Origin of the sequence: Noviherbaspirillum sp. L7-7A, assembly GCF_019052805.1 — a bacterium.
Taxonomy (GTDB): domain Bacteria; phylum Pseudomonadota; class Gammaproteobacteria; order Burkholderiales; family Burkholderiaceae_D; genus Noviherbaspirillum_A.
The window spans coordinates 539,455-558,651 of sequence record NZ_JAHQRJ010000002.1 but is presented as its reverse complement, the minus strand read 5'-3'; the positions used below and the strand labels follow the sequence as shown (position 1 = coordinate 558,651).

Below are 19,197 nucleotides of genomic sequence, written 5' to 3'. Positions count from 1 at the left end.
CCACGACCGGCCCGGCCCAATGCATGCGGCCGGGCCGGCGGTTGTCAGGCCCTCAGCTCGTCAATTCGGCCGGCCCGGCGCCGGCAGTCGCGACAGGTACGCCTCGAACTCGGCCAGCGACAGCGGCTTGGCCAGGAAATAGCCCTGTGCCTCGTCGCAGGCCGCCTTGCGCAGGAACTGCAGGGTTTCGCTGGTCTCCACGCCCTCGGCCACGACCGACAGCTTCAGCGCATGGGCCATGTCGACGAAGGCCTTGATGAAATCGAAGTTCTGGTCGTCCTCGTCCTGCTGATGCACGAAGGAGCGGTCCAGCTTTAGTACATCCAGTTGGAAGCGGCGCAGATAGGCCAGGCCGGAATAGCCAGTGCCGAAGTCGTCCACCGCAATGCGCACGCCCAGTCCCTTCAATTCCTTCAGCAACCGCGCCGTATGCTCGATGTTCTCGATCAGCGCGCTTTCTGTCAGCTCCAATTCCAGCAACGCCGGCTCCAGCCCGGCTAGCTGCAGCGCCGCCGCGACCTGGTCGACGATGGCCCGGCATTTGAGCTGGCGCGCTGACATGTTCACCGACACGCACAGCGCACGGCCGAATTTGTCCATCAGCCGCCGGCTCTGCAGGCAGGCCTCTTGCAGCACCCACTGGCCGATGCCTTCGATCAGTCCGGTTTCCTCGGCAATCGGTATGAACTGCATCGGCGACACCAGACCGAGTTCCGGATGGTTCCAGCGGATCAGCGCTTCCATGCCGACGATGGACATGGACCGCAGGTCGATGCGCGGCTGGTAGTGCAGCTCGAATTCCTGGCGTGCCAGCGCATGGCGCAGCGACAGTTCCAGCGTCATGCGGGTGCGCGCCTCCACGGTCATTTCCGCCTCGAAGAAACGGTAGCCGTTGCGGCCTGCCGCCTTGGCGCGGTACATCGCGGTGTCGGCGCTCTGGAACAGCAGCTCCTTGGTGCGCGCATGGTCGGGGAACATGCTGATGCCGATCGAGGCGCCGATGATCACTTCCTGGTGGCCGATATCAATCGGCGCGGCCAGCGTGGCCAACAGTTTTTCGGCAATGGCAGCCGCGGCCGGCGCGCCGGTGGAGCAGTAGGCGGCGACCACGAATTCATCGCCGCCCAGCCGGGCGATGACATCGCTGGGCCGCAGCGCGCGTGCCAGGCGACCGGCCACTTCCCGCAGCAGCACGTCGCCCGGCTCGTGGCCGAAGGAGTCATTGACTTCCTTGAAGCGGTCGAGGTCGATGAACATCACCGCCACCGGCATGTTGCGCGGGCCGGCTTCCAGCATCTGCTGCACCCGGTCGTTGAGCAGGCTGCGGTTAGGTAGGCCGGTCAAGGTGTCGTGGGTAGCCAGCCGTTCCAGCCGGCTCTCGGCTTCCTTGCGCGCCGTGATGTCGGTCAGAAGGCCCGTCATCGAAAGGGCCCGGCCTTCGGCGTCGCGCCGGATGCTGCCGTTGAACAGCACATAGACATGGCTGCCGTTGCGGTGCCGGATCACGGCTTCGGCGCCGTGGGTCGATGTCGGCCCGCCAGGCGCAAAGGCCACGCCCTCCCAGGGGCAGTAGACAAACAGCATGTCGAGCGTGCGGCCCATCAGTTCTTCCCGCGCATAGCCGGCGATCAGGCACAGCGCCGGGTTGACATCGGTGATCCTGGCTTCGCCGTCGGCGACCAGATAGCCAGCCGGCGTCATTTCCAGCACTTCGCGGAAGCGCTGCTCGCTGGCGCTGATCTTCTTCTGGGCCTCGACCCGCTCGGTCACGTCGCGCGCGATCGCCTGCAAGTATTCATTGCCGTCTTCCTCAAAGCGCGACACATGGATCTCGGCCGGGAAGGTGGTGCCGCCGGCATGGCTGACCGTGCTCTGCACCAGCCGGGTCTGGCCGGCCCGCAGCCGGTCCCAGAAGGCCGGCTCGGCATCGAAGCGCGGCGCCACGTCGCCCACCGTCAGGCGCAGCAGTGCGTCGCGGTCCAGGCCCAGCGCTTCGCAGGCGCGCTTGTTGGCATCGTGGATGCGCAGCCTGTCGTCAGCGATGATGATGCTGTCGCCGGCCTGGTCGAACAGGTTGCGGAACCGCTTCTCGCTCTTGCGCAACGCATTCTCCGCCACACGCTTGTCGGTGATGTCATGGAAATAGACCGAGATGCCATCCTCGTTCGGATAGATCCGCACCTCGACCCAGGCACACCTGGGTTCCCAGTAGGCTTCGAAGAAGGCGCTCTGGCGCAGCTCCATTGCATTGCGGTAATGCGGCAGCGAAGGCCAGGCCTGCATGGACGGCACCAGCTCAGCCAGCGGCCTGCCGATCGCCTTGGCCGGCTCGACGGCGGCGAAGGCGCATGCCTTGCGGTTGGCGTAGGTGACGCGCCAGTCGCGGTCGAGCGCGAAGAAGGCGTCGCCTATGCTTTCCAGCATCGCGTCGACCCGTTCCTTAGACTTGCGCAATTCATCCTGCGCCCGGTAGCGCTCGGTGACGTCGCGCGCAGTCGCATACATCACTTGCTTGTGCTCGGACCAGCGCATGCCAAGCGACAGGTAGATGATGCGGCCATCCTTGCGGCGAAACCGGGTTTCCAGATCTCTGGCGGTGTTCTGGCTGCTGCGAAGGCTGGCATCGACCGATTCCATCCGGGCCACTTCATCGTGGTCGAGCAATTCCAGGTAGGAGCGGCCGATCAGTTCCTGCGGCGCATAGCCCAGGATGTCATGGGCCGCCGCGTTCAGGCGCAGGAAGCGGCCGTCGCGGTCCAGCAGGGCAATGATGTCGAGCGAGTTTTCCACCAAGGCCTTGTTTTCCTCAGCCAGCTGGGCCAGCTTCTCCGCAATCTCCACTTCCTTGCTGATATCACGCGAGACCGCAATCGAGCCGATGTTTTTCCTGGCCGCCGCTTGCACCATCAGCTTCACGTTGGTGCCCATCCACACCATGTGGCCGTTCTTGTGGCGCACGCGGAATTCGATCAGTCGGCTGTCGCCGTCGCTGTCGGCCTGGCGCGCAATCTCCTGCCTGATCACGTCAATGTCGTCGGGATGCACCTGATGATAGATGCTGACCTTGCCGACCAGCTCCGCCGGCGCATAGCCCAGCACCCGCTCGAATGACGGCGAGGCGTAGCGATAGACCCCGGTGTGGGCTTCATGATGGCTGATCAGGTCCTGGCTGTTTTCCGTCAGCAGGCGATGGCTGGCTTCGCTCTTTGCCAGCTGTTCCAGCGCCGTGTACTGCTCGGTGACGTCGATCAGGGCGCCGGCATAGCCGAGGAAGTCGCCATTGTCAGCAAAGCGCGGCGCGCCCGAGCCGGTCACCCAGCGCACTGAACCATCAGGCGAGGCCACCCGGTAATCCGCCTGGCATTCCTTGTGCGCCGCCTTCGCATGGCTGAAAATCTGCCGCACGCGCGCCTGGTCGTCGGGATGGATGAAGCGCACATACATGTCGACCGATAGCACATTGCCCAGCTCGAACAGATGGGCAATGCTGCGGCTCAGGTAGACGATCACATCGTTGCTGTCGGTCATCCACACCAGCGTCTTGACCTGATTCGCGTGCTGGTCACCGGTGCTGGTGCCAGCGTGGGTGGGCACACTGCTGGGAATAGTTTTCATGCTGCAATCACGGCCAGGCCACCTCAACAGGTTAGGTAATCGAATCGCGCCGTGAGCATCACGTTAAGGCAGCACCTTGGAACAGCAGGTTAACGATGAAGACCCGATCGGCATCACAAGGATTCTTTGGAGAAACATTGTATCAAGGCGTTCTGGATTTCGGTTAACTGATCACGCCAACGGCGCGACGCATCCCGCAGGGCTGATGCACTGTGTTGACGGTACAACGCCGGCCAAATCATGGGATGGCGCTTTTTCAAGACCGGATACCGAACCTTGGCGCGAAGCTGTGGACTAAGCTGAACCGATGCTGCCAGTTCACCTTTTGCGCGCGTAGCCCTGCGCCGAACGAAGCCTGCCGCTCCAACCTGTCCTTTGAAGGAAGTGCCGTGGAACGTAACCCGCAATTATTACAAGCCGCATTCCTCGAGAACCTGCGCGACCAGCGCACCCCGGTATTTATCTTTCTGGTCAATGGCATCAAGCTGCATGGGACCATCGAGTCATTCGACAATTATGTACTGGCGGTGCATGGCGATGTGACGCAGATCGTGTTCAAGCATGCGATCTCGACGGTGATGCCGGCCAGCGCAGGTGTTCCGGGCGGCCTGTCAGGCTCTAGCGCCGGAGCGGGGGCACGTGCCCGCACGCCGCGTGGCGGATCGGGCGCGTTGCGCTGAACCCGCATGATGCGGTCAGCGCCGGTTCTCGACCCACTCAGCTTTCAGCCGGCAGCAATGCCAGATGGATCAGGTAGGCGCGCTTGCCGTACCAGGCTGCGGTGCAGCGCTCGCTACCGTTGGCAGCGCGGGTAATGTTGACCTCCAGCCGGTCCGGCATGCCGGGCGGCAGGTAACGGGCCACCCGGTTGACATCCGCATGGCGCGGCGCCGAGGGTGGCAGCACCAGTTCGCAGGCTGGCAGGCCCTGGGTGAGCGAAGAAGGAAACAGCGGCGCTTTTGGCAGCATGCCTGGCATGGCGATCCTGTTGGTGAGTCGTGATTTCGGTTTGGCATCGAGCCGCGGCCTTCGTTCCTCTGCCATCCAAACTTCGGGCGCAGCAGGACCGGAAAGCTGGGTTGTTGAGAAATTTCAAGAGCAGGCGTGGAAATCCCGGGGCGGCGCACACTGATCCGCTATGTTGGTCCGGTCTGCCGTCGGGCGCCATCATAAGGACTGTAGCGATGCATACCCCGTATCTCAATCGTGATGAATTCGAGCGCAAGGCCGGCATGCTGGCTGATGCCTTGCAACTGCAGGCCGGCGAGGCTCAGCAGCTATTGGCGCAGATTTCCGGTTATGGCAATGCGGCCGTCATCGACTTCGGCCACAGGGACCGCTCATTGTGTTCATCGCGGGAAGAACTGGTTGCGCGCCTGCAGGCAAGCCGGCCTGAGGTCGAAGGCGCTCAGGCTGCCGGGATCATCGACAGGCTGGACCTGGCAGTGCGCGACGGCGACATTGAGCATGTTCCCGCGTCTCCCGGCGTGGTGCCGAATATGGGCGGCTGACTGACATTGGAGCCAAAATGCATCTGAGCCAAACCCTACGCCCATAAAAAAAGCCCGCTAACCGGGTCGGTGCAGGCTTTGAGCATCACTGCGTCGCAATGACGCTGGTGATGGGAATTACACTGGCTGGATGTTCGAAGCTTGCTTGCCTTTTGGGCCTTGGGTGACTTCGAAGCTTACTTTCTGGCCTTCTTGCAGGGATTTGAAGCCCGATGCATTGATTGCGGAGAAATGCGCGAACAAATCCTCGCCGCCTGCGTCCGGGGTGATGAAACCAAAGCCCTTTGCGTCGTTAAACCACTTCACAGTACCTGTTGCCATAATTGCGTCCACATTCCAAAGATATAAAATACGAAAATGCCGGTCTAGATCGCCCTGCACATTCTGCTTTACCGAAATCCCAAAAGCTTGGTCAATTCGATACGCAGCATAATGGCACATTCAATGTAAATGGCAAATCACCAATTTGCATGTTTTTATAGGTATAGCGCAAATATCGGGTCTTTTCTTTCGCTCAGGAACCAAATTCACCGGAATTGGGCAGAAAAGCACCAATGTTGCGCGTAAGCAACCTCGTTTAAATTTCCTGGGTGCATGAAATGGATGTTCAAATCATTTCCAATGGCTGCTTCGAACGCGGCGGCGCAAAGGCCCGGTCCAGCGCGGCAAGATCCCCATCATCGAGGCTGATATTAAAAGCCGCATGGTTCTGCGCCACATGCGCGGCCGTCGATGCCTTGGGAATGGCGATCATCCCCGGCTGGCGCAGCACCCAGGCCAATGCAACGGCAGCCGGCGTGGCCTGGTGGCGGCTAGCGATATCACCCAGCACCGGATCGCGCAGCAGCCGTCCCTGCTCGATTGGGGAATAGGCCATCAGCGGCACGCCAGCGGCCGCGCACTGCGGCAGCAAGTCGAACTCGATGCCGCGCCGTGTCAGGTTGTAAAGCACCTGATTGGCCGCCACGGCGCTGCCGCCGGCAAGCGCACTCAGTTCGTCCATGTCATCCCCATCGAAATTGCTCACGCCCCAGTGGCGTATCTTTCCGGCCCGCTGCAGGTCGGCGAATCCGGCCAGAGTGTCTTCCAGCGGCACGCCGCCACGCCAGTGCAGTAGGTAGAGATCGATGTGATCGGTCGCTAGCCGCTTCAGGCTGGCTTCGCATGCCGTCGCGGTGCCGCGCCGGGTGGCATGATGCGGCAGCACCTTGCTGACGATGAATGCCTGGTCGCGCCGGCCCGCAATGGCTGCGCCGACCAGGCGTTCGGCGGCGCCGTCGCCATACATCTCGGCCGTATCGATGAGCCTCATGCCAAGGTCCATGCCAGCGCGCAGCGCCGCCAACTCGGCTGCGCGACGTGCAGGCAGATCGCCCATGTACCAGGTGCCCTGCCCCAGCGCCGGCACCGCTTCGCCCGAAGGCAGGATGGTCATGCGCATTGCGTCCTCTGTGTGCCTGATGAAGAGGACGACAGCTTACCGCAGCATGTGCAATCCGGCAGCGGCTCAGTAGCGGTAAGGATTGCCCGGCGCCCGGTCATAACGGTTGGGTATGCCGTCGCCATCGCGGTCGCGATAGTAGCCGCGGCCCGGCGAGCCATAGTAACCATGATTCGGATGGCGGTAATAACCCGGGCCGACCGGATCGTAAGGCGCCACCACGCAGCCGGACAACAGGATGCTAGCGGCGGCGAGCGGCAGGATCAGCTTGCGCATCGGATTCTCCGTTGATTGATGAAGCCGGGATCAATAGCGGCGCGGATTGTTGGGGCGCGCGTCAAAGCGGTTGGGCACGCCGTCGCCGTCGCGGTCGCGCTGTGCGCGGGCCGGAAGCACGCGTTGCGAATAGCGATAGTCATGACGGTATGCATGCCGCACCGGCGCCACATGATGCGGCTGCACGTGGCGGTGAGCGCGGTAGTGGCCGTGGGCATCCCGTACGGTGTGGGCCATTGCGACGGGTGCTGAGAGCAGCATGGTTGCGCCGGCGAGGATGCCTGCAATGAACATGACTGGGTTTTTCATATGCACCTCCATGTGGAAACGCCTTTATTACACCGCGGGAAGGGCACTGGAGCTAGCGTGGAGGCGTAAGCGGCGTTACCAGATGTGTCAGCGGCATCATGGCCCTGCCGCAAGCTTGACGCGGCGCAAGCAGTGTCAAGAGGCCAAATTGCCAGGCGCCGGGCCCATGTTTCGCATCAATCCGGCGGACAGGCCCGGCCCATAGAATCGGAAACCAGACCATCTGGCGGCCGCCGTGCCGCCTGGCTTTTCCACGATCAAGATAAGGGCGACATGTGAAGAAAATTGCTGTGATTGGAGCGGGCTTCTCCGGTGCCGTGATTGCGCATGAGGCGGCCAAGGCAGGCTACCAACTGGAAGTGTTCGACGCCCGGCCGCATGTGGCGGGCAATTGCCACACCGAGCGCGATGCAGAGACTAATGTGATGGTGCATGCCTACGGGCCGCATATTTTCCATACCAGCAATGAAAAGGTATGGAATTACATCCGCCAGTTTGACGAATTCATGCCCTTCGTCAACCGCGTGAAAACCATCACCGGCGGGCGCGTGTTTACCCTGCCCATCAACCTGCTGACGATCAACCAGTTCTTTGGCAAGACCTTCAACCCGCGCGAGGCGGAAGCCTTCCTAGCCTCGATCGGCGACCAGAGCATTAAGGATCCGCAGACCTTCGAGGAGCAGGCGCTGCGCTTCGTCGGCCGCGAACTGTACGAAGCCTTCTTCAAGGGCTACACCACCAAGCAGTGGGGCATGCATCCTTCGGAACTGCCGGCCAGCATATTGCGCCGCCTGCCGGTGCGCTTCAACTATGACGACAACTACTATGCCAGCACCTTTCAGGGCATGCCCAGGAATGGCTATACCGCCATCGTCGAGAAGATGCTGGACCATCCGAACATCACGCTGCATCTCAACACCAAGCTCGGCCGCAGCGACGCCGCCGGCTATGACCATGTGTTCTACAGCGGGCCGATCGATGCCTGGTTCAACTACAGCGAGGGCCGCTTAGGCTACCGCACGCTGGACTTCGCCGCTGAGCGGCACGAAGGCGACTATCAGGGCAATCCGGTGATCAACTACGGTGACGTGGACGTGCCTTATACCCGGATCTCGGAGCACAAGCATTTCTCGCCATGGGAAAGCCATGAGAAGACGCTGATCTTCAAGGAGTACAGCCGCTACTGCGAGGAAAACGACACGCCTTACTATCCGATCCGCCTTGCCAAGGAAAAGTCGCAGCTGCGGCAGTACATCGAGAAGGCGCGGCAGGAACGCAATATCACCTTCGTCGGCCGGCTGGGCACCTACCGCTACTTAGACATGCACGTCACCATCGCCGAGGCGCTCGATGTGGCCGAGCGCTTCCTCGCCACCGCGCCGAGCGGCGAGGCGATGCCGGCCTTCATGGTAGACCCGCTGGGATAGATGTAAGGGTCGAGGTCAGGCCTGGCGTGCCTGACGGCGCTGGCGCCGCTCCTGCAATTCATCGCAGTCATGGATGGCGGCTTCACGGCGCTCGACCGGAAATGCCATCACACCGTCGGCCATTATGGCCGACCAGGCCGGAGGCTCGTCATGCCGGATCGCGCGTCGCTTGCTGGGATCAAGTGGGAGGACTATGCACTTGTTCATCATGCTTCCTGGAAGAAGGTTCGGTCGCAGTATAGGTGCGCCGCACTTGCGCAGGTGTGACAGTTTGTATCGCAGGCCGCAGGTCTTGTGGTGACTGTGGCCTGGATGCCGCATTCGATGCGCTTTTAATGACTGAATGTCAAAGAATGGCTGCTTGTCCCGGCATGGCCTGAGCCGGCTGGTTTTGTTGGTCCGGCTGCTGGCACAGCTGCCGTGAATTGGCGTCGGTGCGAAACAAGATGGGTTCGGCCCTGATTTCCCGCTTTTCCGGATGGGCAGCTTGGAAGATGATCGCGTCCACCCGGTCCCGCTGCGGCGACTTGGCGCAGACCGGGTCGGTCGCGCTGGCTTCCCCGGCCAGCATGTAGGCCTGGCAGCGGCAGCCGCCGAAATCCTTTTCCTTTTCCGGACAGCTGCGGCATGGCTCCTGCATCCAGCTGTCCCCGCGAAACAGGTTGAAGGCCGGGCTGTCTTCCCAGATCCAGCGCAGGCTGGCGTCCTTCACGCTGGGTAGGGCCAGGCCCGGCAGGCTGCGCGCATTGTGGCAGGGCAGGGCTGCGCCGTCGGGCGCCACAGCGAGGAACACCGCGCCCCAGCCATTCATGCAGGCCTTGGGCCGGTCCTCGTAATAATCGGGCACGACGAACAGCAGCTTGCAGCGATTGCCGATACGGGCACGGTAATCGTTGACCACCTGCTCGGCCTGGCGCACCTGTTCCAGCGTGGGCATGAGCTGCTGCTGGTTCTTCATCGCCCAGCCGTAGTACTGGGTATTGGCCAGCTCCAGGTACTCGGCATCCAGTTCGAGCGCCATGTCGATGATCTTGTCCACATGCGGCAGGTTATGCCGGTGCAGCACGCAGTTCATTACCATCGGGTAATCGTATTTCTTGATCAGCGCAGCCACCCGCTTCTTCAGGTCGAAGGTCTTGGTGCTGGACAGGAAATCGTTGAGTTCGCGGGTGGAATCCTGGAAGGACAGTTGGATATGGTCTAGCCCTGCTTCCTTCAGCGCCGCGATCCGGGTCTCGGTCAGGCCGACGCCGGAGGTGATCAGGTTGGTGTAGAAGCCGAGCCGGTGCGCCTCGGCCACCAGCAGTTCCAGGTCGTCGCGCACCAGCGGCTCGCCACCGGAAAAGCCCAGTTGCACTGCGCCCATCTCGCGCGCTTCGCGCATTACCCTGAACCAGGCTTCGGTATCGAGCTCGTCGCGCACGGCCGCATAATCCACCGGGTTGTAGCAGAAGGCGCAGTGCAGCGGGCAGCGGTAGGTCAGCTCGGCGAGCAGCCAGTAGGGCGGGGACGGCGGGGCGGCGGTCATCGTATCCAGTCCTTTTCCTGCGCATGCGACAGCATGCCCAGCACGTCGTCGCGCAGGCCGGTGGCGTTGAAGGCCGCTTCCAGCTGCGCGATGATCTCATCGACGGTGGCGCTGCCATCGCAGCGCTTCAGGATCTCGGCGGCGCTCTGGTTCAGGCGCACCATGCCTTCCGGGTAGAGCAGCACATGGGCCTGCTGCGCGGGCTCGTACTGCATCCGGAAGCGGCGGTTCAGCAGCGGCTTTTCAGGCAGGGCATTCATTCGGTATAGGCTTTCTCGATGGCGTCCAGCATGGTCCACAGGATGTCGAGCTTGAACTGGAGGATCTCCAGCGCGCGCTGCTGCTGGGCGCGGGTGGTGAAGTGCGCCAGCGTGACCGCCAGGCCATGGTCCACGTCGCGCTGGGCCAGCGGAATGCGGCTGCGAAAGTAATGCAGGCCTGACGCAGCAATCCAGGGATAGTGGTCGGGCCAGGTCGCCAGCCTGTCCTTGTGGATCTGCGGCGCGAACATCTCCGTAAGCGACGAGCAGACTGCTTCCTGCCACGGCGCGCGGCGGGCGAAGTTCAGGTAGGCGTCGCAGGCGAAACGCACGCCGGGCAGCACATGCTGCAGCGACCACAGTTCCTCGCGCGGTATGCCGACCGCGATGCCGAGCTGGGTCCAGGCTTCCAGGCCGCCGGCCGCACCGCCTTCATAGTTGCCATGGCCGTCATGGTCGAGGATACGGGTGACCCACAGCCTGCGGGTTTCGCGGTCGTCGCAGTTGGACAGGATGGCAGCATCCTTCTGCGGGATGATCCACTGGTAGTAGAAGCGGTTGGCCACCCAGCCGCGGATCTGCGCCGGTGAGCAGCCGCCGCTGTTCATGCGGATGTTGAACGGGTGGTGGATATGGTAGTTGCGGTCCTTGTTGCGCAGCCGGGATTCAAACTCGGCGCGGTCCCACGGCAGGCCGTGGTCGGTGGCGGCGGTGGTGGCATACATCACAGGTCGATCTCCATGCCATCATGCGCAACCTCGATGCCATGCCGCGCCAGCACGGCGCGCTCGGCGCTGTCCTCGCGCAGGATGGGGTTGCTGTTGTTGATATGGATGAGTATCTTGCGCGCCGCCGACATGCTGTCGAGCGTGGTAATCATGCCGCCCGGCCCGTCCTGCGGCAGGTGGCCCATGTCGGCCGCGGTCTTGGCCGACAGGCCGAGGCGGATCATTTCATCGGCGCTCCAGAAGGTGCCGTCCACCAGCAGCACGTCGGCGGCTTGCATCGCCTGCGTGACCGCGGGCGACAGCGCGCCCAGGCCCGGCGCATAAAAAGCCGAGCGGCCGTTGCGGGTGTTAGTGATGGTCACGCCGATGTTGTCGCCCGGATGCGGGTCGTTGCGGTGTGGCGAATAGGGTGGCGCCTTGCTGTCCAGGGTCAGCGCGGAGAAGCGGGTATGGGCCAGCGGGGCGATGGAAAAGGCATGGTCGCCGGGCGCGATCTCGCGCCAGTCCAGCTGGCAGTAATGGGCCAGCGCGCTGGCGATGTTCAGGCCATCCTTCAGGTCGGCCATCACCTGGGCGGTAGCATACAGCGGCAATGGCGTGCCGCGTTCGCGCAGCATCAGCAAGCCGGTCACATGGTCGATCTGGGCATCCATCAGCAGCACCGCGGCGATGCCGCTGTCGCGCACGGCGCGCGCCGGCTGCAGTGCGGGCGTGGCCTTGATCTGGGCCAAGAGGTCGGGCGAGGCGTTGATTAGGACCCAGTCCTGTTCGTCTTCGGTAACCGCAATCGACGACTGGGTGCGCGGCCGGGCATCGATGGTGCCGCGGCGCACGCCGTCGCAGTTGGCGCAATTGCAGTTCCATTGTGGAAAACCGCCGCCGGCAGCGGAGCCGAGCACACGTAGTTTCATCATGGTCCCCGGCAGCCGTACTGCGTTTAACGATTGGCGATATACATCGTGATTTCAAATCCCCAGCGCATGTCGCTTGCTTGCGGTTTTTCCCAGGTCATGATGATCTCCTTCAAGGTTGGATGGATATCCGGGCCGGTACCGAACCCGGATATCCCATTGTGCGACCTGCTCCGGGCAGAATGGCAGCGGCAAATCCATGAATGCGCGCTCATGATTTTCATGATTTTGGGCTGCAGATTCTGCTGAGCGCGCCGGGGTGGTTAGAATCGGGGGATAAGAACAGGAGACAAGGCTGCATCATGACCCCGGCTTTCGATGAAGGCCAGCTCGCCACCGGCGATGGACATCGCCTATGGTATGCGCAATACGGCAATCCCCAGGGCCTGCCGTTGTTCTGGCTGCATGGTGGCCCGGGCAGCGGCACCAGCCCGCGCCATGCCGCGGTGGTCGATCTGGCGTGTTACCGGCTGGTGCTGGCGGACCAGCGCGGCTGTGGCCGCAGCCAGCCTGCCGGCGCGCTGGAGGACAACCACACCGACCTTCTGGTGGACGATATCGAGCGGCTGCGCCGGCACCTTGGCGTGGAGCGCATGCTGCTGGGCGGCGGCTCCTGGGGCGCCACGCTGGCGCTGGCTTATGCGGCGCGGCATGGGGACAGCCTGCGCGGCCTGGTGCTGCGCGCGCCCTTCCTGGCCACGCCGGCCGAGATCGGCGCTTTCTTCGATACGCCGCAGTGCTGGCAGCAGTTTGCCCCGGTCGCGCCAGTGTCGGCACTCGCATCGGGGCGGCTGCTGCCCTGGCTGGCCGGGCAGCTTGCGTCGGCCGATGCGCACGCCTGCAGGCGCATTGCCGGCGCCTGGCGCCGCCACGAGCAGGCGCTGGAAGGTATAACAGGCGACCTAACAGCGCCGCCGGAGGAGTCCCTGGTGCAGCGTTACCGAATACAGGCGCACTATCTGCGGTACGGCTGTTTCCTGAACCCGGACGTGCTGCTCGATGCGCTAGGCGCTTTGCCCGCCATGCCGGTGGCGATCCTGCATGGCGAAGCCGACCGGGTTTGCCCGCCGGCCAATGCGCAGCGCCTGCAACGCTGCCTGCCGGACAGCCGGCTGCACAGGGTGGCTGGGGCGGGCCATGATCCGTTTCACCCGGCGATGGCGGCGGCGCTGCGCCAGGCGCTGGATGGCTTTGCCGCGCAGGGCAGCTTCGACGGCTGGGGAGCGCGCCATGGTTAAGCCGCGCCGCGCATTGAGCCTGCTGCTGAAGATCAACCTGCTGCTGGGCAGCCTGGCCTTCGCCGCGCTGGCCATCTTCAGCGCCCAGGAAATCCAGACCACCCGCAGCAGCATCCGCGAGGAGATCGAAGCGTCCAACCGCATCGCCACCCAGCTGCTGGCGCGCATCACCGCTATCTATTCCCGCCAGGGGCCGGTGGCGCTGGCCGAGGTGCTGCGCCAGACCGGCAGGGTCAGGGCCAACGAGATCCGGCTCTACGACCATGCCGGCGAGCTGCTGTACGAATCGCCGCCCGCGTCGTACAAGGCCGGCCGCTATGCGCCGGAGTGGTATGCGGCGCTGGTCACGCCGGCGATGAAGGCCACCGTCATCCGCGTCAATGCCGGCACCTTGGTGGTAGTGCCCAATCCCACCCGCGCGGTGCTCGATGGCTGGGATGACCTGGTCAGCTTCATGGTGATACAGAGCGTCGCATTGCTCATGGCCTATCTGCTGCTGTCATGGATGCTGATGCGCTGGCTCGCGCCGTTCGAGCAGATCCGGCGCGCGCTGCTGCAGATCGGCAGCGGCCGGCACGATGTCAGGCTGCCGGCGCTGCCGGGGCGCGAGCCCGGCGAGATGGGCATGGCCTTCAACCGCATGGCGCAGGCGGTGCAGGACGACATCGCCTCGCGCCAGCAGATCGCGCAGGCCGAGGCGCGGCTGGCGGCGCAGCGCGAATTCACCCAGGCGCTGCACCGGCGCATCGAGGACGAGCGGCGCGCCATCGCGCGCGAGCTGCATGACGAAATGGGACAGTCCCTGACGGCGATGCGCAGCATCTCGGCGGCGCTGGCGCAGAACCCCGAGCTGCGCGGCAAGCCCGCCGGCGAGGCGGCACGGTTGCTGTTTGAGACCGCCGGCGCCAGCTTCGATGCGATGCACAGGCTGATACCGCGGCTGCGCCCGATCCAGCTGGAAGAGATCGGCCTGGGCGATGCGGTGCGCGACCTGGTGGCATCGCTGCAGCAGGCCCATCCGGGGCTGCGCATCACGCTGGAGATGGATCTGGCGCAGCATGACGCCGTGCATGTGGACGCCGAGACCTGCGCCTATCGCATCCTGCAGGAAGCGCTGACCAATGTGGTGCGGCATGCGCAGGCCAGCGCCGCCTGGGTCGCGCTGAGCATCCGTGATGGCGCGCTGCGCCTGTGCATTGCGGACAATGGCCACGGCGCAGACGAGCCGCTTTCGAGGAACGGCCACTATGGCGTGCGCGGCATGCGCGAACGCGCCGAGGCGCTCGGCGGCAGGCTGGCCATCGGGCCGGCGGAACAGGGCGGGCTGCAGGTGTCGGCCTGGATCCCGCTACAGGAGGAAACCGTATGAAAAAACCGATCCGGGTGATGCTGGTAGACGACCACATGGTGGTGCGCATTGGTTTTCGGATGCTGCTCGACGCCACGCCGGATATCCGGGTGGTGGCCGAGGCCGACTCGGCCGAGTCGGCCTACCAGCAGTTCGAAGCCGGCAGCCCCGATGTGATCCTGATGGACATCGGCCTGGGCGGCGCTACCGGCGTCGAGGCCACTCGGCGCATCATCGCGCGCGACCCGGCGGCAAGGGTGCTGGGCCTGTCGTCCCATGAAGACCCGAGCTATGTGCGCTTCATGCTCAAGGCCGGCGCGCTGGGCTATGTGTCCAAGCGCAGCGCGCCGGAGGAGCTGATGCAGGCGGTGCGCACCGTGGCCGCCGGCGGCCGCTTCCTCGACACCCATGTGTCCCAGCGCATGGCGATGCAGGCCTTCGACGGCGGCCAGAATCCGGTGGAAGTGCTGTCGGAACGGGAGTTCGCGGTCTTCATCGAGCTGGCGCGCGGCATGAGCGTCAACCAAGTGGCTGAGCTGCTCAATATCTCGCCGCGTACTGCCGGCACCCATCTGTACAACATCAAGCAAAAGCTGGCCGTGGCCAACCAGACTGAGCTGGCGCTGATCGCGATGCGGCATGGCATGATTGCGCCTTAATGGCCGTCTGAGGCGGGCATCAGCTTGGTTTCCATTCGGTATCACCATCACTGCAGGGGAGAAACGCCATGGGTCTGCTCGACGGCATGCTGGGCAATGCGTCCAAGATGGACGCCGCGAAAATTCAGGAAGAGTTCAGCCAGGTACTGGCCGAAGGCGAGCAGGTGGAGCATGCCTATCAGCTCATCCGCGATTACTTCGTCTTTACCAACAAGCGCCTGGTGCTGGTGGACAAGCAGGGCGTGACCGGCAGCAAGGTGGAATACCATTCGGTGCCCTACAAGAGCATCACCCATTTCAGCATCGAGACCGGCGGTCATTTCGCCCTTGACGCCGAACTCAAGATCTGGATTTCCGGCAGCCCGGCGCCACTGCAGAAGCAGTTCAACAAGCGTCTAAGCATCTATGAGGTGCAGAGCGTGCTGGCGAGCTATGTGCTGAAGTAGCTTGCGCGCGCGCATGGCGCGCCGCATCCGCATGGCGGCGGTGCAACCAAAGGCGGGCAGGGCTGGTCTAGCTTCGATTCGACAACCAGCCGCCCGGGTACATGCCGCCTTCCGCCACGATCTCCTCCGCCGGTGACGCCGTCGCCGGCATCGACACGCCCGCGCAGCAGGAACTGAGCCTGCGCGCCGTGCTGACCGGCGTCCTGCTGGGCGTGGTGCTGACGCCGTCGAATGTATATGCAGGCCTGAAGATAGGCTGGGCATTCAACATGTCCATCATTGCGCTGCTGATCGGCTTCGGCTTCTGGCAGGGCCTGGCGGCGCGCAGCCGGCTGGCTGCCGGCTGGACGCTGCATGAGAGCAATATCAACCAGACGGTCGCCTCAGCGGCCGCTTCCATCATTTCCGGCGGCCTGGTGGCGCCGATCCCGGCCTACACCTTGCTCACCGGCAATGCGCTGGATGCACTGCCGATGATGGCCTGGGTATTCTCGGTCAGCTTCCTGGGCATCTGGATTGCGTGGTACCTGCGGCCTTCGCTGATGGACGACCCGGGCATGACTTTCCCTGAAGGCATGGCTACCCTGGAGACCCTGCGCCATGCCTACAGCCATGGGGCAGAAGCGATGCGGCGGCTGCTGGCCTTGGCTGCCGCCGCGCTGGCCTCGGCGCTGGTGAAATGGGTGGATACCTTTCATCAGCCCCTGCCGCGCTGGTCGCCGAACATGCAATGGGAACGGCTGACCTTCACCATCGACCCGTCGATGCTGCTGCTAGGCTTCGGCGCCATCATCGGCATCCGGGTCGGGCTGTCGCTGCTGCTGGGCGCCCTGCTGGCCTGGGGCGGCATTGCGCCCTGGCTGCTGTCCCACGGCCTGGTCAGCCTGCGGGCCGCCGCCACCGGGCCGCAATTCGCGTTACTGGTGGAGTGGCTGCTGTGGCCAGGCGCCAGCCTGATGGTGACGGCTACCCTGGCCTCGCTGGCGCTACGCCTGTGGCGGCAGCGGGCGGTGCTGCTGTCGGGCAGCAGGCGCGGCGCGCGCCGGCCGGCCACCTTGCCAGCGCTGGCCCTGGTACTGGCCGCGGCACTGGTGGTGGGGCTGCAGGCCAGCCTGTTCGACATCGCGCTGCCGGTGGCGCTGATAACGGTGCCGCTGGCGCTGTTTCTGGCAGCGGTGGCGGCCAGGGTGGTGGGCGCCACCGGCATTGCGCCGATCGGCGCCATCGGCCAGCTGTCGCAACTGAGCTTCGGCGTGCTGGCGCCCGGCCAGATGGCAGTCAATTTGATGAGCGCCAATACCGCCGGCGGCGCCGCCGGCCAATGCACCGACCTGATGAATGACTTCAAGGTCGGGCGCGCGATCGGCGCCACGCCATGGAAGCAGGTAGCCGCGCAGGTCATCGGCATCGTCGTGGGCAGCATCGTCGGCGTGCTGGTGTATAAGGCCCTGATCCCCGATCCGAAGGCGATGCTGCTCACCGAGCAGTGGCCGGCGCCGGCGGTGGCGACCTGGAAGGCGGTGGCGCAGACCCTGGGTGCGGGCCTGTCGGCCCTGTCGGACAGCGTGCGCTGGGCCATTCTTGCCGGCTGCCTGGCCGGGCTGGTGCTGGGGCTTCTGGATGTAGCGTTGCCAGCGCGCAGCGCGCGCTTCCTGCCCAGTGCGGCGGCGCTGGGACTGGCCTTCGTGCTGCCGGCCTCGGTGTCGCTGATGATGTCGCTGGGCGCGGTGCTGACCTGGCTGGCCGGCCTGCGCTGGCCGCGGCTGACCCAGGACTATGCAATCACCGTGGCGGCCGGTCTGATCGCCGGGGAAAGCATCACCGGCGTCGGCGCCTCGCTGTGGCAGCTGACGCATGCGCCGTAGTCAACTGGAGCGCCCTTACCTCGGCCTGGCCAGCGACATCGCCTGGTCGGGGCTGCCTTCCAGGTAGTCATGTCCCTGGTTGCTCAGCCGCCAGACGCCGGCCTCGATTTCCTGCACCAGTCCCTTGTCGAGCAGCAGGTGCAGATGATGGCGCGCTATCGCCGCCTCCACATTCAGTCGCTGCGCGATGCCGCTGGCGGTCATTTGCGGATCGGGAGATTGCAGCAGCTGGCCCAGGATCGCTTCCATCAGCATCAGGTCTCGCCTCATGGCTTCCTCCGTATAAAAAGCGGCCATCATAGCGGAGCGGGCGGTTCCGCCGCCAGCGGCGCCATGATGCGTATATCTCCAGCGGCGGCATGATGCGTATATCTCCAGCGGCGGCATGGCGTCCGTCTCCGCCGGCGACGCGGGCCTCTATAATGCCGCTCTCCCCAATTGCTTACCCATTCCGATGCAAGCCCTACAGATCTATGCCGGCCCGATGGCGCTGCGCCACCTGCGGGAACATGGCCTGCGTCCGGTCGACGTGGCCATGGTGCCGGGCGCGGCTGGCGGTCCGAAAGGGCTGGTGCTCAATCCGCTGGACCGCTTCCTGTTCGGCGACTGGCTCAACCGCGCTGGCCATGTCGTGCACCTGGCCGGCGCCTCGATCGGCGCCTGGCGCCTGGCCAGCGCCTGCCTGCCGGATGCGGATGCGGCGCTGGCCGAGATGGCCCATCACTACATCCATGAAACCTATGACGATGGTTCCGGCCGCAATCCCACGCCGGACCATGTCAGCCGGGTGTTCGACGCCCGCCTGGCGGCGCATTTCGGCGGCCGCGAGCAGCAGGTGCTGTCGCATCCACGTTATCGGCTGCATGTGTTCACCAGCCGTGGCGTGCATCCCCTGCTGTCACGCGAGCAGCGCATGCGTACCGCGCTCGGCTATGCCGGCGCCTTTGCGGCCAACCTGCTCTCGCGGCGCGCGATGGCGCGCTGGCTGGAACGGGTGGTGTTCTCGGACTGCCGCGATCCGCTGCCATTGCCGGCGCAGGACTACCGCACGCACCGGGTCTGCCTGGACCAGCGCAACCTCAGGGCCGCGATCCTGGCCAGCTGCTCGATCCCGTTCTGGCTGCGGGCAGTGGCCGACATACCCGGCGCGCCGACAGGCGCTTACTGGGATGGCGGCATCACCGACTACCACCTGCACCTGGAATACGCCACGCTGGCCGCCGGCCGGGTTGCCGGCGATGGCCAGCCCGCGCTGGTGCTGTATCCGCATTTCCAGCCGACGGTGGTGCCGGGGTGGCTGGACAAGGGCCTGCGCCGCCGGCACCGGGCCACGCCGGCGTTGTCGAATGTGGTGCTGCTGGCGCCGAACCCGGAATGGATACGCACCCTGCCCAACGGCAAGCTGCCCGACCGCCGTGACTTCAAGCATTACGGCCGCGACCATGCCGGCCGTGCCGCCGCCTGGACCCGCGCCGTAGCGGAGAGCGCCAGGCTGGCCGAGGAGTTCGCGGGCCTGACCGAGCAGCGCGATGGCATCGCGGCGCGTCCGCTTGTATAGCCAGGCTATGTTGACGCGCTGGCTTTGCGTTGGCGCATGGGATCGCCAGATCAGCGCAGTTTATTGCTTGCCCGCAC

The 19,197-nt window shown here is 64.5% G+C and carries 22 protein-coding genes; 9 read left to right on the top strand and 13 right to left on the bottom strand.

Annotation, left to right across the window (positions count from 1 at the left end):
• Positions 1 to 60 precede the first annotated feature (60 nt).
• The gene (locus KTQ42_RS20835) at positions 61 to 3,615 is read right to left on the bottom strand and encodes a PAS domain S-box protein (protein ID WP_217347509.1); all 3,555 of its coding nucleotides are present in this window, start codon (positions 3,613 to 3,615) and stop codon (positions 61 to 63) included.
• A gap of 389 nt (positions 3,616 to 4,004) precedes the next feature.
• On the opposite strand from KTQ42_RS20835, the gene hfq reads away from it, so the two are divergent.
• The gene (gene hfq / locus KTQ42_RS20830; RefSeq protein WP_349292178.1) at positions 4,005 to 4,295 is read left to right on the top strand and encodes an RNA chaperone Hfq; all 291 of its coding nucleotides are present in this window, start codon (positions 4,005 to 4,007) and stop codon (positions 4,293 to 4,295) included.
• A 37-nt stretch (positions 4,296 to 4,332) separates the two neighbouring features.
• Here hfq and KTQ42_RS20825 read toward each other — a convergent pair whose 3' ends face one another.
• The gene (locus KTQ42_RS20825; RefSeq protein ID WP_217347507.1) at positions 4,333 to 4,593 is read right to left on the bottom strand and encodes a hypothetical protein; all 261 of its coding nucleotides are present in this window, start codon (positions 4,591 to 4,593) and stop codon (positions 4,333 to 4,335) included.
• 206 nt (positions 4,594 to 4,799) lie between these two features.
• Here KTQ42_RS20825 and KTQ42_RS20820 point away from each other — a divergent pair, with 206 nt between their 5' ends.
• Positions 4,800 to 5,126 (top strand): hypothetical protein, encoded by a 327-nt coding sequence (locus KTQ42_RS20820; protein ID WP_217347506.1) that lies wholly within the window; start codon positions 4,800 to 4,802, stop codon positions 5,124 to 5,126.
• A 117-nt stretch (positions 5,127 to 5,243) separates the two neighbouring features.
• Here the strand turns inward: KTQ42_RS20820 and KTQ42_RS20815 are convergent, their stop codons facing one another.
• The 4 genes from KTQ42_RS20815 to KTQ42_RS20800 form a co-directional block, all read right to left on the bottom strand.
• Positions 5,244 to 5,447 (bottom strand): cold-shock protein, encoded by a 204-nt coding sequence (locus KTQ42_RS20815; RefSeq protein ID WP_194711815.1) that lies wholly within the window; start codon positions 5,445 to 5,447, stop codon positions 5,244 to 5,246.
• Between the two features lie 286 nt (positions 5,448 to 5,733).
• Entirely contained in the window at positions 5,734 to 6,567 is an 834-nt protein-coding gene (locus tag KTQ42_RS20810) for an aldo/keto reductase (RefSeq protein ID WP_217347505.1), read from the bottom strand.
• A gap of 66 nt (positions 6,568 to 6,633) precedes the next feature.
• On the bottom strand, positions 6,634 to 6,843 hold the full coding sequence (locus KTQ42_RS20805; RefSeq protein ID WP_217347504.1) for a hypothetical protein: 210 nt from the start codon (positions 6,841 to 6,843) through the stop codon (positions 6,634 to 6,636).
• 30 nt (positions 6,844 to 6,873) lie between these two features.
• The gene (locus tag KTQ42_RS20800) at positions 6,874 to 7,152 is read right to left on the bottom strand and encodes a hypothetical protein (RefSeq protein WP_217347503.1); all 279 of its coding nucleotides are present in this window, start codon (positions 7,150 to 7,152) and stop codon (positions 6,874 to 6,876) included.
• Between the two features lie 275 nt (positions 7,153 to 7,427).
• Here KTQ42_RS20800 and glf point away from each other — a divergent pair, with 275 nt between their 5' ends.
• The gene (gene glf / locus KTQ42_RS20795) at positions 7,428 to 8,579 is read left to right on the top strand and encodes a UDP-galactopyranose mutase (RefSeq protein WP_217347502.1); all 1,152 of its coding nucleotides are present in this window, start codon (positions 7,428 to 7,430) and stop codon (positions 8,577 to 8,579) included.
• A gap of 15 nt (positions 8,580 to 8,594) precedes the next feature.
• Here glf and KTQ42_RS20790 read toward each other — a convergent pair whose 3' ends face one another.
• From KTQ42_RS20790 to pqqA, 6 genes are all read right to left on the bottom strand, one after another.
• On the bottom strand, positions 8,595 to 8,789 hold the full coding sequence (locus KTQ42_RS20790; protein WP_217347501.1) for a hypothetical protein: 195 nt from the start codon (positions 8,787 to 8,789) through the stop codon (positions 8,595 to 8,597).
• 136 nt (positions 8,790 to 8,925) lie between these two features.
• Complete coding sequence (gene pqqE, locus KTQ42_RS20785) at positions 8,926 to 10,107, bottom strand: pyrroloquinoline quinone biosynthesis protein PqqE (protein WP_217347500.1); 1,182 nt, start codon at positions 10,105 to 10,107, stop codon at positions 8,926 to 8,928.
• On the bottom strand, positions 10,104 to 10,367 hold the full coding sequence (pqqD, locus tag KTQ42_RS20780) for a pyrroloquinoline quinone biosynthesis peptide chaperone PqqD (RefSeq protein ID WP_217347499.1): 264 nt from the start codon (positions 10,365 to 10,367) through the stop codon (positions 10,104 to 10,106). The genes pqqE and pqqD overlap by 4 nt, the downstream gene beginning before the upstream one ends.
• Positions 10,364 to 11,092 (bottom strand): pyrroloquinoline-quinone synthase PqqC, encoded by a 729-nt coding sequence (gene pqqC / locus KTQ42_RS20775; RefSeq protein ID WP_217347498.1) that lies wholly within the window; start codon positions 11,090 to 11,092, stop codon positions 10,364 to 10,366. Before pqqC ends, pqqD begins: the two co-directional genes overlap by 4 nt.
• Positions 11,092 to 12,006 carry a pyrroloquinoline quinone biosynthesis protein PqqB gene (gene pqqB, locus KTQ42_RS20770; protein WP_217347663.1) on the bottom strand — a complete coding sequence of 305 codons (915 nt, stop codon included), beginning with the start codon at positions 12,004 to 12,006 and terminating at the stop codon, positions 11,092 to 11,094. Before pqqB ends, pqqC begins: the two co-directional genes overlap by 1 nt.
• 26 nt (positions 12,007 to 12,032) lie before the next feature.
• Positions 12,033 to 12,230: a pyrroloquinoline quinone precursor peptide PqqA gene (pqqA, locus tag KTQ42_RS24090; protein WP_249223024.1), complete on the bottom strand. Its 198-nt coding sequence runs from the start codon at positions 12,228 to 12,230 to the stop codon at positions 12,033 to 12,035.
• Between the two features lie 78 nt (positions 12,231 to 12,308).
• Here pqqA and KTQ42_RS20760 point away from each other — a divergent pair, with 78 nt between their 5' ends.
• The 5 genes from KTQ42_RS20760 to KTQ42_RS20740 all read left to right on the top strand — a co-directional run bounded on the left by KTQ42_RS20760 (position 12,309) and on the right by KTQ42_RS20740 (position 17,562).
• Positions 12,309 to 13,244, top strand: a complete 936-nt coding sequence (locus KTQ42_RS20760; protein WP_217347497.1) for an alpha/beta fold hydrolase — start codon at positions 12,309 to 12,311, stop codon at positions 13,242 to 13,244.
• Positions 13,237 to 14,613, top strand: coding sequence for a sensor histidine kinase (locus KTQ42_RS20755; protein WP_217347496.1), 1,377 nt, complete (start codon positions 13,237 to 13,239; stop codon positions 14,611 to 14,613). Before KTQ42_RS20760 ends, KTQ42_RS20755 begins: the two co-directional genes overlap by 8 nt.
• Positions 14,610 to 15,251: a response regulator transcription factor gene (locus KTQ42_RS20750; RefSeq protein WP_217347495.1), complete on the top strand. Its 642-nt coding sequence runs from the start codon at positions 14,610 to 14,612 to the stop codon at positions 15,249 to 15,251. Before KTQ42_RS20755 ends, KTQ42_RS20750 begins: the two co-directional genes overlap by 4 nt.
• A gap of 68 nt (positions 15,252 to 15,319) precedes the next feature.
• Positions 15,320 to 15,697, top strand: coding sequence for a PH domain-containing protein (locus KTQ42_RS20745; protein WP_217347494.1), 378 nt, complete (start codon positions 15,320 to 15,322; stop codon positions 15,695 to 15,697).
• A gap of 101 nt (positions 15,698 to 15,798) precedes the next feature.
• Positions 15,799 to 17,562, top strand: coding sequence for an OPT family oligopeptide transporter (locus tag KTQ42_RS20740; protein ID WP_217347493.1), 1,764 nt, complete (start codon positions 15,799 to 15,801; stop codon positions 17,560 to 17,562).
• A 15-nt stretch (positions 17,563 to 17,577) separates the two neighbouring features.
• Here KTQ42_RS20740 and KTQ42_RS20735 read toward each other — a convergent pair whose 3' ends face one another.
• Entirely contained in the window at positions 17,578 to 17,832 is a 255-nt protein-coding gene (locus KTQ42_RS20735) for a winged helix-turn-helix domain-containing protein (RefSeq protein ID WP_217347492.1), read from the bottom strand.
• 184 nt (positions 17,833 to 18,016) lie between these two features.
• On the opposite strand from KTQ42_RS20735, the gene KTQ42_RS20730 reads away from it, so the two are divergent.
• Positions 18,017 to 19,120, top strand: a complete 1,104-nt coding sequence (locus KTQ42_RS20730; protein ID WP_217347491.1) for a patatin-like phospholipase family protein — start codon at positions 18,017 to 18,019, stop codon at positions 19,118 to 19,120.
• The last annotated feature ends 77 nt before the right edge of the window (positions 19,121 to 19,197 follow it).